Raw genomic sequence first — 15,331 nt, forward strand, 5'->3', positions numbered from 1 at the left:
GTCAGGTTAGCGGCCAGCCCCGACTGAATTCAGTCGACGGCTGGGCTCGGCAGGTACCGCACAAAGTCATATCCCTCATGGATCTCGCGGCTGACCTCAGTCCACTCGTGCGACGTGACCAGCGGGAATGTCGCGGCTCCCTCTGGTTCCTGGTGGACGTTGGTGATGTCCAGCTCAGTCAGGTAGGGCCATGCCGCAGCGTAGATCTCTCCACCACCTCCGATGAAGCAGGTTTTCTCGGGGGTTGTCTGGGCAAGCTGGATCGCCTCCTCAAGGGAGTGCGCGACCTCGACTCCCTCGTCAGTCCAGTCCGGTTGCCGGGTGACGACGATGATGCGCCGGTCAGGCAGCCAGCCGGTTTGTTCATGGGTGCGGCGCCCAAAGATCAGGGTGTTGCCTGTGGTCACAGCCTTGAAGCGCCGGAAGTCGGCGGGGATGTGCCAGAGCATGTCCTCCCCGGAACCGATCACACCATTGTCGGCAACGGCCGCGATTGCGACTATCCGCATCAGCCCTCCCAAGCGTCAACACCAGCCCTGGCCTGCGCCAGATGATCCTGCCTCCTGAAGATTACCTGCGCCAGGTGGTTCTGCTCAGCGCTCAGGAGGCCGTCGCCTGCGCAGCTCACCGGACTGACCGGAAAAGTCGGGAGCCTCGGGCAGAATGACGGCGTGATCGAGTTCTTCGGGGTCAGGCATCATTCGCCCACAGCGGCACGTCTCGTCGCCCAGAGAATCGCCGACGCACCGCCTTCCGCGGTTCTCATCGAGGGACCCACCGAGTACAACCCGCGCTTGGAAGAGCTGATGCTCGGCCATGAGTTGCCGGTCATGCTCTACTCGTGGGCTCCGATGTTCCCGGATGCTCCCGAGGACAGCGCTGAGTGGGGTATCCGCCGGGGAAGCTTCTATCCCCTGACCAGTTACAGCCCGGAGTGGGCTGCGCTGCGTACCGCGCACCGTCAGGGCGTACCGGTCGAGTTCATCGACCTGCCGTGGCTGGCTTTCGCTGATATAGCCGTTGCGGAGAACCGCTATGCCGAGGCCGCGCCCATCCGCGAGGCGGCTGAGAGACTCGCACGCGAGTTCGGCGTTGATGACATGGCCAGCCTGTTCGATGAACTGCTCGAGGTCGATCCGGAACTGTCGCTGGAGACCCACCGGGAGCGGATTGGGCTGCTCGGGTCGATTTTGCGTGGCGCGCCTGACCCAGAGACTGAAGCTCGCGAGGCACACATGGCCCATCGCATAGCAGCTGCCCAGCGGTATTTTGGCGACGATCTACTGGTGATCTGCGGTGCTGCGCATATTGACGGCTTGCAGACGTTGCTGCGTGGTGAGGTGAAACCGGTGGAGATCTGGACGCCCCCACCCGATGACGACCGCTACGGCATCGCGCTGACACCGACCTCCTATGCGGCTCTAGATGCCCTCGACGGCTACGACGCAGGCCAGCCGAACCCGGGTTTCTACGACCGGTTGTACCGCGACCGTGCCGAAGGCCGGCATGGCACCAGCGAGGAGCTGCTGGCAGAGGTGGTGACCAGCCTGCGCAAAGCCAGGCAGTTCCTCTCCCCCGCCGACCTGATCGCAGTCCAGACAACTGCCGGAGCCCTCGCCCAGCTCCGGGGTCATCAGCAGGTTTGGCGCACTGACCTCGTGGAGGGCATCACAACTGCCTTGGTCAAGGACGACTCTGGCCAAGACCACCCACTGCTGCACCACGTCCGCGATGCCCTGCGTGGCGATCGTCTGGGACGCCTGGCTGACGGCACCCGGCAGCCACCGCTCACGGTTGAGCTGCGCACTGGGCTTGAGTCCCTCGGGCTGCTGCCCAGCCCGAAGAGCCGAGAGGAGGCCGCTGACCTTCCCACCGACACCGGCCTACGCTGGTCACGTCTGCTGCATTCCCTGGTCGCCCTAGGCATCCCGGGGGTCAAGCTCACGTCCGCAGCTGATCGTGATGGGGTCGAGCGCTGGCACCTGGCTTGGACCCCATCCTTTGAGGGATCCCTGGTAGAGGCCGCCCGCTACGGCGGTAACCGGGAGCAAGCTGTCACGGCTCGCCTGCTGGCCCGGGCCGCTGACATCACCTCTGACCCCGCTGCGGCTGCGGACCTCGTCCTGGAGGCAGCCCTGTGCGGAGTCGCGCGGCTGTCAGTCAGTCTCCAGGCCCGTACTAAGACCTTGCTGGCCACGTCAGGTGACCTGATAAGAACCGGCGCTGCTGTCGGTGTGCTGATGCGGCTCTACCGTTACGACCCGATTCTGCGGGCCACCGGCCGGGTCGATCTAGGGCAGCTGCTGGCGACGGCCTTCGACCGTTCGGTGCGCCTGTTGGAGCGTCTGGCACCGCTTCCGGAAGGCCCAGAGCTTGAAAAATTCATCCAGGCAATCTGCCAGTTGACTGACAGTGCCGAGCGGGTCGGGGAGAACCTGTCCTATGACATCGATGCCTACCATCAAGCGCTGTCAGGAGTGGTGGACGACGACAGACAGGCACCCACCGTCAGGGGAGCAGCGCTGGGCGCACAGTGGCTGGCTGGAGCACGACCGGATCCGGAGATCGCCTCACTGCTGTCGGTGGTGGCGGTGCCAGAACAGCTCGGCGATTTCGTGGCTGGCCTCCTGGGTGTCGCACGGGAGGCGGCGCTACGACGGCCGGAGGCGCTTCTGCGCCTTGATGAGATCCTGAGCGGCCTCAGTGACGAGGTCTTCTACGCCTCCCTGCCAGGACTGCGTCGTGCCTTCAGCCGTTACACCCCGCGCGAACGCTTCCAGGTGGCCCAGCTGATTCTGGGAGAGGCCGCTGGATCGGCGCTCCTACCCTTCTCGGGCTCGGCGGAGGACGCGGCAGCTATCACCGAGTTCGAATCGGTGATCGCAGCAACGATCGATCGCTTCCTCGGGAGGCGGCATGGATGAGCGGCTGACGCGGTGGCGGCTCGTATTGGGACGGGGCTCAGAACAGCTCGGTGATCTGGGTCCGAGGCAGCAGGCCCAGTGCGATGCCCTGGGGTACCTGTACGACAGGGAGAACCAGAACAGTGGCTGCGGAGCCAGCGGCGAGGGGTCATCACTGAGCATTCCCACCTGGATCAATGAGGTGCACACTCTCTTCCCGAAACGCACCATTGAGCTGATCGAGGAAGACGCCCTGGAGCGCTACGGCATGGTGGAGATGGTCACGAACAAAGACCTCCTGGAGCGGGTCGAGCCCTCCGAGACCCTGCTGCAGGCGATCCTCAAGACTAAACACCTGATGAACTCTGAAGTCCTCCAAGCCGCCCGGCAGATCGTCAGGAAGGTGATCGCTGAGCTGGTGGAGAGGATGCGTCCCCGGATCCGTCGCGCCCTCACCGGACGCCGGGATCCCAACCGGCGTAGCTTCTTCAAGGTGGCGGCGAACTTCGATCCGAAACGCACCATCCGCGCCAATCTGAAGAACTACTCGGCCCAGACAAAGCAGCTGGTCATCTCGGAGCCAGTCTTCTATTCACGCACCCGTAGGCAGTCGGAGAAATGGCAGTTCATCGTGGCGGTGGACCAGTCGGGCTCAATGGCCGAATCAGTGATCCACGCCGCGGTCACGGCCTCTATCTTCCATGGACTCCCAGCTTTCAAAAGCCATCTGATCGCCTTCGACACGGCAGTGGTGGATCTCACCTCGGATGTCAACGATCCCGTGGAGACGCTGATGAAAGTGCAGCTCGGTGGTGGCACCGACATCGGGAGGGCGATGCGCTACGCAGAATCGCTGATCACCGAGCCGCGGCGGGCGATGGTGGTGCTCATCACCGACCTCTACGAAGGTGGTTCAGAGCATGAGCTGATCCAGTGCGTCACCCGGATGGTGCAGGGAGGCAGCAGGGTGCTGATCCTGGGAGCATTGAATGCGACAGGAGCTGCCTCCCTGGACCAGGCTCTGGGCCAGCGTTTGGCGAGCAGAGGAGCGCAGGTGGGGTCCATGACCCCCTACGAGCTGGCCGACTGGGTCGCGGAGGCAATCCGGTGACCCGGCCCGACCTGCTTGCGCTGAGCGAAACCGCGCTAGAGGACCTGACCAACAAGGGAACCCTACGACGAGCCCGCAAGGAGCTCGGCACCACCACCCTCGACGTGATGGAAGCCGAGAATGGCACAGTGACGGTGACCGCAGGCGATGACACCACCTGCGTCCTGTATGCGGACCGGCCGTTCGCAGAGTGGAGCTGCACCTGCCTGGCCGCGAGCAACTGCCGCCACATCATCCGCGCAGTCCTGCACTACCAAGCCAGTCAATCCGCGCCAGAGGCCAAAAAGGCCCCCAAGGCCGATCCCTGTGACTCCCCGGAGCCAGCGAATGCTGACTCCTTCGATCCTGCGGCCATCACCCAGGATGCTTTGGAAGCCAGCCTCACAGCCACGGCTCTCCGGCAGGCTGGTGAGTTGATCAGGCAGGGACTGCTGGCCCATGTCGGAAGCGTCAGAGGTATCACGGTGGTGCGCATCCATCACCCAGTCCCTGTCTCGGTACGTTTCCTGGCCGGGGCCGACCTCAACTATGTGCGCTGCACCTGCCGTGACCCCGACCCCTGTCTCCACGTCGCTATGGCTGTCGCGGCAGCGGGGGGACGCGGTTTCGGTGAGACTGGGCTGGTCTGTGTGGCAGGGGATGCCTGGCGACCAGATCCTGTGCTGCTCGCAGAGATCTGGCACGCCGTGAAGGAGCTGGTGACAGTCGGGGCAGAAGCAGGACACCGGAATCTGCGCGGAGTCTGGCGGCGCTTGGCGTCCAGAGCCCGCGAGGCCGAGCTACATCACGTTGCCGGCGTCCTAGATGAGCTGCTGGATGAGCTGGCCCGCTACGAGGCCCGCAGCCAGGAGTTCACCCCGTCACGGCTGGTCAGCTTGGCGGCTGAGCTGCTGGCTCGGACCGCATCGTTAAGCAATGGCGCTCCGCAGCGGGTACCAGACCGCCTGGTCGCGGGTTCCCCAGCCCAGGACACTCGGGTGTCCAAGGCACGGCTCATCGGTCTGGGCACCGAGTTCATCGAGCTGGACACCGATTGCCGCCTGGTTGCCTACCTGGTCGATGCCCGCAGTGGCAGCCCGATGCGAGTCACGAAACGGATCACGGACGAGGATGGCAAGTCATCGTCACGTCTCGCCGGCAGCGTGGTCGCAGGTATCGCTATCGGAAGCTGGGCTGGTGGGCAGGTGATGTCGTTGGGTGGCCGGATGTTCGGCCACGGGGACTTCTCACACACCAACCGCCCAGCGGTGGGATTGCCTGCTGGGGCGATCGACCAGCTGGAGGCCCCGTTCCGGGTGGAGACGGTGGCTGAGCTCGCCACCCAGCAGACGCGCCTGCCCGCCGTCCTCGACGATCGCTCGGCGGGTACGGATCTCGCGGCCTGCCGGGTCACCGGGGTCAGGAACATCCATTTCGACCCAGCCAGCTCCTGCCTGGTGGCAGAGCTGCTGGACGCGGCAGGGCAGCCATTGCGGCTGACGCTCAGGCACAGTGCCCGGCGTGACGGAAGCGTACGAGCCACTCTGGCCCGTCTGCTGAGCTGGGAAAGAGCCTTCCCGGCAGAGGCCTTCGTGTCAGGCCGGTGGCGGTGGGGTGCCCGGCAGCCCGCGGTGGATCCCCTGCTGTTGGTCGGCGACGAAGTGCCGTTCCAGCCCCACATAGCAGAGCCGACTGCACTGGAGCTGAGGCTGAGCGTTGGCGACACCGGACAGCCGAAGCTCACCAGTCCAGGCGCGTTGCTGCAGGAACTGGCCAGTCTCCTTGGCGAGTTGCTGGTCGCCGGGGCCGACCGGATATACCGTCACGATGACGGCTGGCGGGAGTTCATCCGGCAGGCCCAGCGGGCCGGCAGCCGGCTGATAGCTGATCACGTGGAGGCGTTCCTGACTGACCAGGATCCGGGCCGGATTGAACAGCTGCTGCTGGTCCTAGCGTTGGGGCAGCCGCTGGTCTGAGGGGTCCTCGAAAAATGTCGGCGCCTCCCTTTAAGCTTCCTGGCCATGCAGCGACGGTTGAAACTGACAGAGGGCAAGTCCGACAAGTTCTGGTACATCGATGTGGCCAACTCCCAGGTCACGGTCTGCTACGGCCGCTGCGGGACCGCCGGCACAACCAAGACGAAGCAGTACGATTCCGCGGACAAGGCCCTCGCCGAGGCTGGAAAGCAGGTAACCGCCAAGATCAAGAGGGGATACTCAGACGACCCCGGGGCCCCCACAGACTCCTTGGCACCGGCTACACCTACTCATCCCGAGGGCAAACCCGGTCCCAAGACAGTCGCGGGCGATGAGGAAGTCGTCCGGGAAGCAGTCATCTGTGCTGTGCCCCTTGAGGTGACGGATGCCGCAGCTGATGATCTCGGTTTGAGGATCACCCCTTTTGAACAGGCCTACGACATCAATGTCGATGTGAAGATCGAGGTGGATGACTCGCTCTTCGATCCTGAGGCTGAGTTGGAGCGGGCAAAGCGTATCGCCTCCGTGGAGAGGATCAGCTACAGCTACTATGTCAATGAGCACCTGCGTCTCAGCGAGCCGCTGTTCGACAAGTTACCGAGCAGTTACCGAGCCCGGAGCGGATCGCCTGGTGGGTGGAATACCTGGAGAAACTGAGGGACCCCAAGAGGCGGTACACGTCCTGGCGAGGCAGTGATCTTGACTGGCCAGTCTGGCTGAGAGCCGTGCTGCGCACCAACTGGCACCGCCCCATCAGCAAGACTGCCAGCCAGCTCGGCGAGTTGGTCGAAGGCGCCCTAATACTCCGTCCCATCCTGCCCACCCGTTCGGACGCTGAGATAGCTGCCGCTCGCGCCTCGCTGCCCTCCCCGCTACCTGAGCCTCTCAGCACTCGCCGTTACTACGGCTACGAGATGACCGACACATCGGTCTTCACAGCAGCGGGCTTGAATGCCCTCGACCCAGACCTGGCGCGGGAACTCCTGGCTGGACTGCCGAAGAACATCCTCCAGGACCAGGACAGCAGGAACTGGGCCCTGGTAGGGCTGATACTGCCCACGGCCGAGGAACGGGTCGCCTTCGCACGCCGCACAGGGGCGCGCGTCGTGGACTGGGATGGCGTGGTGCCGTGGCTGGTTGCCACCGGACGTGAGGGGTTCGCTCTTCTGCTTGGCTGGCTGGACCAGCAGGCCCGGGAGATTGCCCTGGCTATGCTCCGGACCGCCGCCGAGGCTGGGCATGGCCCCGGCATGACCGAGTTTTTCGTGGGTGCGCTCCGGACCAAGGCTGCCGAGGTAGCCTCAGATTGGCTCCGCTCCCACATGTCACAGGCCCTCGCCGCGAGCCTCACCCTGGCCCAAGCCGAGGCGCTGGCTCCCCTGATACGCGAGTTGCCCATCGAACAGCTCCGAGACATCGCCACACAGACCAGGGGAAATACCCGGAAAGTCATCGACGAGATCCTGGCCGAGGCCGCGACCCCCGAGCTGCCTGCCGGCACCGCGTGGTGGGCCGAGGCGTTGGCGGCAACTCCCTTGCCGCCGGAGCAGGAGCTTCCGTTCCACGTCGACAGCCTGCCAGCGGTGATGATCGACGAGTACCGCTTGGGCACAGAGCAGACCCAGGAACTGCTCCGGGCCCTGAGTGCCGCTGAACGGCATCCCCTGGTGGCGGCGGTTCACGACCACGCCACCCGGGCCAGCCGGGATGGTTTTGCCATGGTTCTGTTCAAGCTCTGGATGAGTGCGGGTGCTCCGAGCAAGCAGAGCTGGCTGATGACCGGGGCCGGCTGGCTAGGGGACAACGAGTTCGTGCACACGCTCACTCCGCTGATCCGGGAATGGCCTGGCATCAGCCAGCATCAGCGCGCGGTGAAAGGCCTCGCCGCGCTGCGGAACGTCGCCACCGATGTTGCCCTGCAACAGATCTCCGGGATAGCCTCCAAAGTCAAATTCGCCGCGCTCAAGAAACGTGCCGGGGAGGCAATGGATGAGATCGCGACCCAGCGCGGCCTCACCCGCGACGAGCTGGAAGACCGGGTCCTCTCCGATGGTGGCCTCGACGAACGCGGCACCCGCCTCTTCAACTACGGACCCCGCCAGTTCCTGGCCTATGTGACCCCCGAAGGAAAGTTGGCGGTACGGCTTCTGGATGCCGGCTCACGCCCCAAAGGCAAGGTCCTCAGCACTCTCCCGGCACCCAACAAAAGCGACGATGCGGCACTGGCGAAGGCTTCCAAGGCCGAGTACAACAGCGTCAAGAAGGCGGTGACATCCCTGGCGAAGGTGCAATTGGAACGCTTTGAACGCGCCATGATCCTCGATCGCCGCTGGAGTGCTGAGGATCACGCCCAGTTCATAGCGCCGCACCCCGTCCTACGCCGTCTTCTCGCCGGTCTCGTCTGGGCAATCCACGACGGAGAAAACCTCGTCAGTACCGCTCGCGTTGACGAGGACGGCACTCTTGTCGATGCCCAGGATGAACCTGTCGAGGCCGTGGGCCACACCATTGGCGTCGCGCACCGGCTGGATCTCAGCGATGAACAACAGGCTGAGTGGGCCGAAGTCCTGGCCGACTACGAACTCACCCCACCCTTCAAACAACTCGATCGGCCTATCTTCCAGCTCCCCGACGATCAGGGCGAGGACACGAGATTGCACGCCCTGCCCCAGGGTAAATTGCCCGCCACCAAGTTCATCGGCGCCTTCAGCAAATACGGCTGGGAGCGCGGCGCGGCACTCGATGCGGGAAGCTACTGCCTGTACGGCCTTCCGATACCGCATGCCGGCATCACCGCGGTCATCCAGTATGCACCTGGCATGTGGATGGGGCCCCTCGGTGAACAAGAGGACCAGGAATTCGAGGCGGTATACGTCTTGAGGGGATGTCACGATCCGAAGGACCTGGGGTACGGCCTCGGGTGGAATCTGAAGAACAAGGAGCTCCTACCCTGGAGCAGAGTTCCAGCCAAGATCACCAGTGAGGTGCTGGCCACCATCAACCAGATAGCGAGCTGACATGCCAGATATGCAACGCCCGCCTGCTGAACTGCGTTACGCAGATGAGCTGGAGCTGCTGAGGCAGCGTGACAGGAAAGACAACCGTCCGGTAGCTCCTGGCTGGCAGCTCTCAGCGCAGTCCGTGGTGGAGTTCGTGCTCGGTGACGGCCAAGAAGTCACGAGCAAGTATGTGGGGCGCCGTTCCCTGGTCGAACGCTGCGTGGTGTCGCTGGCCACAAACCGGGGCCTGATGCTGATCGGCGAGCCGGGAACAGCGAAATCCCTTCTCAGCGAGCTGTTGGCGGCCGCTATCTCCAGGGACACCACCTTGACGATCCAGGGCTCGGCGGCTACCACCGAGGACGCCATCAAGTATTCCTGGAACTATGCGATGCTGCTCGCCGAGGGACCCACCCTGGGCTCCCTCGTCCCGGCTCCGGTGCACCGCGGTATGAGTGAGGGCAAGGTGGTGCGTTTCGAGGAGATCACCCGCTGCGCCCCCGAGGTGCAGGACTCGATGCTGTCGGTCCTATCGGACCGCATCCTCTCCATCCCCGAGCTGGATGCCGCCCATCGCACGCTCTACGCCAAACGGGGTTTCAACGTGATCGGCACCGCGAACACCCGTGATCGTGGCGTCAATGAGATGTCGGCAGCGCTGAAACGGCGCTTCAATTTCGAGACCATCGGGCCCATCGAGAACCTGGAGGTGGAAATGGCCCTGGTGGAACGCGAGACCAACGCGATGCTGCAAGCCGCCGGCATTCCAGCCCGGCTGGGCCGTGACGCCACCGAGGTGCTCGTCAAGGTGTTCCGGGAGCTCCGCTCCGGCAAGGCCTCTGGCGAGGGCGTGGAGCGGCTGACCAGCGCCATGTCCACAGCCGAAGCTGTCTCCACGGGGATGGCAGCCACCGTTCACGCCGCCTGGTTCGGCAACGAGACCCCAGGTGGCAGAGAACTGGCGGAGGCCATCGTCGCATCAGCTCTCAAGGATGAGCCCGAAGACGTCTCCCGGCTGCGGGCCTACCGCGAACGCCACATCAAGAAACGCTCCGGCCTCTGGGAGGAGCTGTACCGGCATCTTCCCTGATCAGACTGCGATTGGTGCCTTGATCACCGGGTAAGGGTCATATCCCTCGACGGTGATGTCCGCCAGCTCGAACCGGTCGATCTCGCGCACCTCGGGGTTGAGCCGCAGCTGGGGCAACTGTCTGGGTGCCCGACCGAGCTGCTCTCTCACTTGGTCGAAGTGATTGTGGTAGATATGCGCGTCACCGAGGGTGTGGATGAACTCACCAACCCTAAGGCCAGTCACCTGGGCCACCAGGTGAGTCAGCAGGGAATAGGAGGCGATGTTGAACGGCAGTCCCAGGAAAACGTCTGCGGAACGCTGATAGAGCTGACAGCTCAGTTTCCCGCCAGCCACGTAGAACTGGAACAGCGCGTGGCATGGGGGAAGCGCCATGGCGTCGAGGTCAGCCACGTTCCAGGCCGAGACGATATGCCGCCGGGACTCCGGATTGCTCCGCAGCGCGTCGATGACCTGGGCCAGCTGGTCGATGTGCCTCCCGTCGGGCGTGGGCCAGGAACGCCACTGGTAGCCGTAGATGGGTCCAAGATCGCCATCTGGACCGGCCCATTCATCCCAGATGGTGATGCGGTTCTCGTGCAGCCAGGCAATGTTGGTATCACCGCGCAGGAACCACAACAGCTCCCCGAAGACAGACCGGATGTGTACCTTCTTGGTCGTCAGCAGTGGGAAACCACGGCTGAGGTCGAAGCGCATCTGATGCCCGAAGATGCTACGGGTCCCGGTCCCGGTGCGGTCACCGCGGTCGAGCCCATCGGTCATGATGTGGCGCAGCAGATCCAGGTAGGTCTTCATCGCTGCTCCCCCAGCCAGGTGATGAAAGCCCGGACCGCCTTGCCACGGTGGCTGATGGCGTCCTTCTCCGCTGCCGTCAGCTCAGCGGAGGTCCGGTGCTCCCCGTCAGGTAGGAATAGCGGGTCGTAGCCGAAACCGCCAGCGCCTCGTTCCTCATCGGCGATCCGCCCCGGCATCTCACCACGCCACAGGCGCCGTTCACCAACGGGCGACACCAGCACCAGGGCGCACACAAAACGTGCCCCACGCTGATCCGCCGGCACCCCGGCAAGCTGCGCCAGCAGCAGGGCGTTGTTCGCCGCGTCGTCGCAGTCCGGCCCGGCCCAGCGAGCAGAGCGCACACCGGGCATGGAGTTGAGCTCGTCCACCTCGAGTCCCGAGTCATCGGCCAGGGACGGCAGGCCGGTGTGTTTTGCCGCTGCTTCGGCCTTGATGAAGGCATTGCCCTCGAAGGACCGCTCACTCTCAATGGGCTCGGGGTAGGCGGGAAAGTCCGCCAGCCCGAGGACCTCCACCGCCAGCCCAGACTCAGCCATCACCCGCCGGAGCTCCGTGAGTTTCTTGGGATTGTTGGTGGCCAGCACCACCTTCTCGATGCGGCTCACAACGCCAGGGCTTCACGCTGCAGCCGGGTCAGTTCAGCACAGCCTGCTGCCCCAAGGTCGAGCAGCCGGTCCAGGTCGGCGCGGTTGAAGGGTGCCCCCTCAGCAGTTCCCTGCACCTCGATGAACTCCCCTGCCCCGGTCATCACGATGTTCATGTCCGTACCAGCCTGCGAATCCTCCTCATAGGCCAGGTCAAGCAGCGGCACACCCTCCACGAAACCGACAGAGACAGCGGCGACGGAGTCCTTCAGCGGCTCACCCTTGAGGACGTCCAGCTCACGCAGGTGGGAGACGGCGTCAGCCAGGGCGACATAGGCGCCGGTTATCGCAGCGGTCCGGGTGCCGCCGTCGGCCTGCAGCACATCGCAGTCCAAGACGATGGTGTTCTCCCCCAGCGCCGAATAATCGACCACGGCACGCAGCGAACGTCCCACCAGCCGGGAAATCTCGTGGGTCCGTCCTCCGATCCGTCCCCGCACGGATTCCCGGTCGCTACGGGAGTGGGTAGCCCTGGGCAGCATCGAGTATTCGGCGGTTACCCAGCCCAGGCCGGTGTCGCGCCGCCAGCGCGGCACCCCGACTGTCACCGAGGCGGCGACCAACACCCGGGTTTTCCCGAATTCCACGAGCACGGAGCCCTCGGCATGATCGAGCCACCCGCGGGTGATACGGACTTCACGAAGCTGGTCGGCCTGACGGCCGTCGATGCGCAGAATCATGGGGCAAACCTACCGGAGTTCAGCGAAGTGCAACCTGATGGACATCATGAACGAACTGCCCCAGCAGCCGCTCCCCGATACCCTGAAAGGAATCAGCGTCACCGGTGGTGAGGAACTCACGGCGGGCATGCCGCGGGGTATCGTGCAGCAAACCCTTGCGAGTGAGTCTCGCGTAAGTGTCCTGAGCACAGGCATCTGACGACGAGACCAGCACCACCCCGTCACCGAGCACATAGTTGAGGACACCAGCCAGCAGCGGGTAGTGGGTGCATCCGAGGATCAGGGTGTCGATGCCGGCATCCTGCAGGGGCGCCAGGTATTCACGGGCCACGCCCAGCAGCTCATCACCACCGGTGATGCCGGCCTCCACGAAATCGACGAACCGTGGACAAGGCTGGGTGGTCAGACGGATGTCACCAGCTACCGCGAAGGCGTCGTCGTAGGAACGGGACATCGCTGTCGCCTCCGTGCAGACCACCCCGACCCTGCCGCTGCTCGTGGCGGTCAGTGCACGGCGGGCAGCGGGAAGGATCACCTCCAGGATCGGCATGTCATAACGTTCTCTGGCATCCCTCAGAACAGCGGAGCTGGCGGAGTTGCAGGCGATCACCAACGCCTTGACACCGCGGCCGGCCAGGTGGTCAAGACCCTGGAGAGCGAACTCACGGACCTGCGCGATCGGCCGGGGACCGTAGGGCGCCCGGGCAGTGTCACCGAGATAGATGAAGTCCTCGTTGGGGAGCTGGTCCACCAGGGAACGCATCACCGTCAGCCCGCCGAAACCGGAGTCGAAGACCCCAATCGGGGCTTCCCGCTCGCTCACAGCGCCTCCCCCTGCCACTTGGCGTGGAGTGCATCCTCGATCAACAGGCCCAGCCAGTCGAGGAGGGCTGCGGTCTCAGGATCCCTGTCGATGTCCTCCTCGGTGGGCTCCGCCAAACGACCGGTGGTTCCAGTCAGCTCGACGTGCCACTGTGCCCTGAGCGCGGCGAGCACCGACACCCATGAGTCGATGTCTTCATTGAGGACGACAACCTGGCTGCGTTCCCCGTCGCCCAGGCCTTCCAAGACCTTACGGGCCGCCTCCACCCGCTTCCGGGCCTGGCCCACGACAGCACGACGGCGGAACTGGCCAGCTTCATCGGCATCCACGAGCGCGGGTGGGAAGAAGCGTTCCAGCCCAGGCGACTCCGAGACCATCTCGTCGCAGGAAGACTCGGCCTGGAGTTCAGCATCCAGCCTGGTTAGGGGGTCGTCGGAGTCGATCCTCGGAAGCAGCGGTTCCAGATCATGCACGTAACGTTCCACCAGGATCCGCAGCACCCGTCCTCGTCCCTCCCCCGCGTGGAAGATCCATGCGCCGCGACTCATTGCCGCTCCATGGTCGCCCAGAGTGTGTATCCCTGCATGGCCAGGACATCGCGTTCCATGGCCTCACGATTTCCCATCGACACCACAGCCCGGCCCTCGTTGTGGACTCTGAGCATCAGCTCCTCCGACTTCGCCCGCGGATAGCCGAAGTATTCACAGAAGACGTGGGTGACGTAGTCCATCAGGTTCACCGGATCATCCCAGACAATCGTCACCCAGGCCTCCGCGGGCGTCTCTCGTGGAGCATCCAACACTGCGAGCTGACCATCAGACTGTTCCTCAAGGCTGCAGAAGGGCAGTGGAGCAGGTCGAAGACGCATACCCGTCATCGTACCTACAGCCGGCATACACTCCACTACCCGTATCCTTGCCATGCGCCCCTGGATAACTACCCCACTACGCTTGATCCATGACGACAGCGCTACTGACCGACCACTACGAGTTGACGATGGTGCAGGCCGCTATGGATGCAGGCACCGCGAACCGGCGTTCCCTGTTCGATCTGTTCACCCGGCGTCTTCCGGAGGGACGCCGCTACGGAGTGGCCGCAGGGCTCGGCCGGGCGCTGGATGCCATTGACAGTTTCCGTTTCGACCCCGCCACCCTGCAGTTTCTGCTGGAGCAGGGAATCATCCGCGACAACCTGGCCGAGTGGCTGGCGGACTACCGTTTCAGCGGAGACATCTGGGGCTACCAGGAGGGCGAGACTTACTTCCCAGGCTCACCGGTGTTGTCGGTCGAGGGCAGTTTCGCAGAAGCCTGCATCCTAGAGACGCTGCTGCTGAGCATCTACAACCACGACTCCGCCATAGCAGCAGCCGCCTCCCGCATGACCGCCATGGCCGAGGGCAGGCCCTGCGCGGAGATGGGGTCACGCCGGACCCATGAATGGGCGGCGGTCGGGGCTGCACGGGCTGCCTACATCGCCGGTTTCGCCTCCACGTCAAACCTGGAGGCCGGCCGCACCTACGGAATCCCGACGATGGGAACCGCGGCGCATTCCTTCACTCTTCTGCATGACTCCGAGGAGGAGGCATTCCGGGCCCAGCTCAGCACCCTGGGGGTGGAGACCACCCTCCTAGTGGACACCTACGATGTCGAGGCGGCCATCCGCAAAGGGGTGGAGCTAACTCAAGGCAGGCTGGGAGCCATACGCCTCGATTCGGGGGATCTGCCGATGATGGCTCGTCAGGCCCGCGATCTCCTCGACGACTTGGGTGCCACAGGCACCCGCATCACGGTCACCTCCGACCTGGACGAGTGGCAGATCGCGGCGCTGCGCGGCGCTCCCGTTGATGGTTTCGGGGTGGGGACCTCGCTGGTCACCGGCTCCGGGCATCCCACCTGTGGATTCGTCTACAAACTTGTCGCCCGCGCCAACTCCTCCGACCGTGACGCACCGAAAACCCCCGTCGGTAAGAAATCAAGAGGGAAGAACACCCTGGGCGGCCGCAAGTCCGCGATGCGCAGGCTGGGTGAGGATGGCCGCGCCGAGGCCGAGATCATCGGTCTTGGGGCGCCGCCGGACAGCGACGGCAACGACCGCTATCTCCTGGCGGATCTCGTCAAGGACGGTCAGCGCGTGTTCCACGGGACCCTTGAGGACGCACGTACCCGGCACCGCGATTCATTGGCCGAGCTCCCGATGGCGGCCCTGCGCATCAGCAGAGGTGACCCGGCCATCGAGACGGTCATCCTCGACGGCACCGGGTCGCAGACCACCAATCCCTACCAGGCAAAACCCAGGCCCACGGGACTGTGATTCACGCTACTTGACTGCCAC

At 64.4% G+C, this 15,331-nt stretch carries 14 protein-coding genes; 7 read left to right on the forward strand and 7 right to left on the reverse strand.

All coding sequences use genetic code 11. The features are described 5' to 3' along the window. Positions 1–29: 29 nt before the first annotated feature. Positions 30–509 (reverse strand): dihydrofolate reductase, encoded by a 480-nt coding sequence (locus SK1NUM_RS10025; protein ID WP_212321652.1) that lies wholly within the window; start codon positions 507–509, stop codon positions 30–32. 162 nt (positions 510–671) lie between these two features. Between SK1NUM_RS10025 and SK1NUM_RS10030 the strand changes: the two genes are divergently transcribed. From SK1NUM_RS10030 to SK1NUM_RS10055, 6 genes are all read left to right on the forward strand, one after another. After that, positions 672–2,924 carry a DUF5682 family protein gene (locus SK1NUM_RS10030; protein WP_212321654.1) on the forward strand — a complete coding sequence of 751 codons (2,253 nt, stop codon included), beginning with the start codon at positions 672–674 and terminating at the stop codon, positions 2,922–2,924. Continuing rightward, a complete protein-coding gene (locus SK1NUM_RS10035) occupies positions 2,917–4,014 on the forward strand; it encodes a VWA domain-containing protein (protein ID WP_212321657.1) in 1,098 nt (365 codons plus the stop codon). The genes SK1NUM_RS10030 and SK1NUM_RS10035 overlap by 8 nt, the downstream gene beginning before the upstream one ends. Further along, positions 4,011–5,969, forward strand: a complete 1,959-nt coding sequence (locus SK1NUM_RS10040) for an SWIM zinc finger family protein (protein WP_212321658.1) — start codon at positions 4,011–4,013, stop codon at positions 5,967–5,969. Before SK1NUM_RS10035 ends, SK1NUM_RS10040 begins: the two co-directional genes overlap by 4 nt. A 45-nt stretch (positions 5,970–6,014) precedes the next feature. Beyond that, the gene (locus SK1NUM_RS10045) at positions 6,015–6,626 is read left to right on the forward strand and encodes a WGR domain-containing protein (RefSeq protein WP_212321662.1); all 612 of its coding nucleotides are present in this window, start codon (positions 6,015–6,017) and stop codon (positions 6,624–6,626) included. Between the two features lie 68 nt (positions 6,627–6,694). Then, positions 6,695–8,986, forward strand: coding sequence for a DUF4132 domain-containing protein (locus tag SK1NUM_RS10050; RefSeq protein WP_212321664.1), 2,292 nt, complete (start codon positions 6,695–6,697; stop codon positions 8,984–8,986). Position 8,987: 1 nt separating this feature from the next. Then, positions 8,988–10,058 (forward strand): AAA family ATPase, encoded by a 1,071-nt coding sequence (locus tag SK1NUM_RS10055; protein WP_212321666.1) that lies wholly within the window; start codon positions 8,988–8,990, stop codon positions 10,056–10,058. Here SK1NUM_RS10055 and SK1NUM_RS10060 read toward each other — a convergent pair whose 3' ends face one another. Genes SK1NUM_RS10060 through clpS form a run of 6 tightly spaced genes read right to left on the reverse strand, consistent with a single transcriptional unit; the run spans position 10,059 to position 13,868 of the window. After that, positions 10,059–10,853, reverse strand: a complete 795-nt coding sequence (locus tag SK1NUM_RS10060; RefSeq protein ID WP_212321668.1) for a thymidylate synthase — start codon at positions 10,851–10,853, stop codon at positions 10,059–10,061. It abuts the gene before it with no gap. Continuing rightward, positions 10,850–11,449, reverse strand: a complete 600-nt coding sequence (rdgB, locus tag SK1NUM_RS10065; RefSeq protein WP_212327708.1) for an RdgB/HAM1 family non-canonical purine NTP pyrophosphatase — start codon at positions 11,447–11,449, stop codon at positions 10,850–10,852. Before rdgB ends, SK1NUM_RS10060 begins: the two co-directional genes overlap by 4 nt. A 5-nt stretch (positions 11,450–11,454) precedes the next feature. Next, entirely contained in the window at positions 11,455–12,177 is a 723-nt protein-coding gene (gene rph / locus SK1NUM_RS10070; RefSeq protein WP_280526528.1) for a ribonuclease PH, read from the reverse strand. Positions 12,178–12,196: 19 nt separating this feature from the next. Next, positions 12,197–13,000, reverse strand: a complete 804-nt coding sequence (murI, locus tag SK1NUM_RS10075) for a glutamate racemase (RefSeq protein WP_212321670.1) — start codon at positions 12,998–13,000, stop codon at positions 12,197–12,199. Further along, positions 12,997–13,548, reverse strand: a complete 552-nt coding sequence (locus tag SK1NUM_RS10080) for a DUF2017 family protein (protein ID WP_212321673.1) — start codon at positions 13,546–13,548, stop codon at positions 12,997–12,999. Before SK1NUM_RS10080 ends, murI begins: the two co-directional genes overlap by 4 nt. Then, positions 13,545–13,868, reverse strand: a complete 324-nt coding sequence (gene clpS, locus SK1NUM_RS10085; protein ID WP_212321675.1) for an ATP-dependent Clp protease adapter ClpS — start codon at positions 13,866–13,868, stop codon at positions 13,545–13,547. Before clpS ends, SK1NUM_RS10080 begins: the two co-directional genes overlap by 4 nt. Positions 13,869–13,957: 89 nt before the next feature. Here clpS and SK1NUM_RS10090 point away from each other — a divergent pair, with 89 nt between their 5' ends. Next, the gene (locus SK1NUM_RS10090; protein ID WP_212321677.1) at positions 13,958–15,310 is read left to right on the forward strand and encodes a nicotinate phosphoribosyltransferase; all 1,353 of its coding nucleotides are present in this window, start codon (positions 13,958–13,960) and stop codon (positions 15,308–15,310) included. Positions 15,311–15,331: the final 21 nt, after the last annotated feature.

It is taken from the genome of Arachnia rubra (genome assembly GCF_019973735.1).
In the GTDB taxonomy this organism is placed as follows: Bacteria; Actinomycetota; Actinomycetes; order Propionibacteriales; family Propionibacteriaceae; genus Arachnia; species Arachnia rubra.

Excerpts from the sequence above, each read along its gene's own strand:
- SK1NUM_RS10025 (WP_212321652.1), bottom strand. The coding sequence starts at position 509 with ATGCGGATAGTCGCAATCGCGGCCGTTGCCGACAATGGTGTGATCGGT.
- SK1NUM_RS10035 (WP_212321657.1), top strand. The coding sequence starts at position 2,917 with ATGGATGAGCGGCTGACGCGGTGGCGGCTCGTATTGGGACGGGGCTCA.
- SK1NUM_RS10045 (WP_212321662.1), top strand. The coding sequence starts at position 6,015 with ATGCAGCGACGGTTGAAACTGACAGAGGGCAAGTCCGACAAGTTCTGG.
- SK1NUM_RS10055 (WP_212321666.1), top strand. The coding sequence starts at position 8,988 with ATGCCAGATATGCAACGCCCGCCTGCTGAACTGCGTTACGCAGATGAG.
- SK1NUM_RS10060 (WP_212321668.1), bottom strand. The coding sequence starts at position 10,853 with ATGAAGACCTACCTGGATCTGCTGCGCCACATCATGACCGATGGGCTC.
- rph (WP_280526528.1), bottom strand. The coding sequence starts at position 12,177 with ATGATTCTGCGCATCGACGGCCGTCAGGCCGACCAGCTTCGTGAAGTC.
- SK1NUM_RS10080 (WP_212321673.1), bottom strand. The coding sequence starts at position 13,548 with ATGAGTCGCGGCGCATGGATCTTCCACGCGGGGGAGGGACGAGGACGG.
- clpS (WP_212321675.1), bottom strand. The coding sequence starts at position 13,868 with ATGCGTCTTCGACCTGCTCCACTGCCCTTCTGCAGCCTTGAGGAACAG.
- SK1NUM_RS10090 (WP_212321677.1), top strand. The coding sequence starts at position 13,958 with ATGACGACAGCGCTACTGACCGACCACTACGAGTTGACGATGGTGCAG.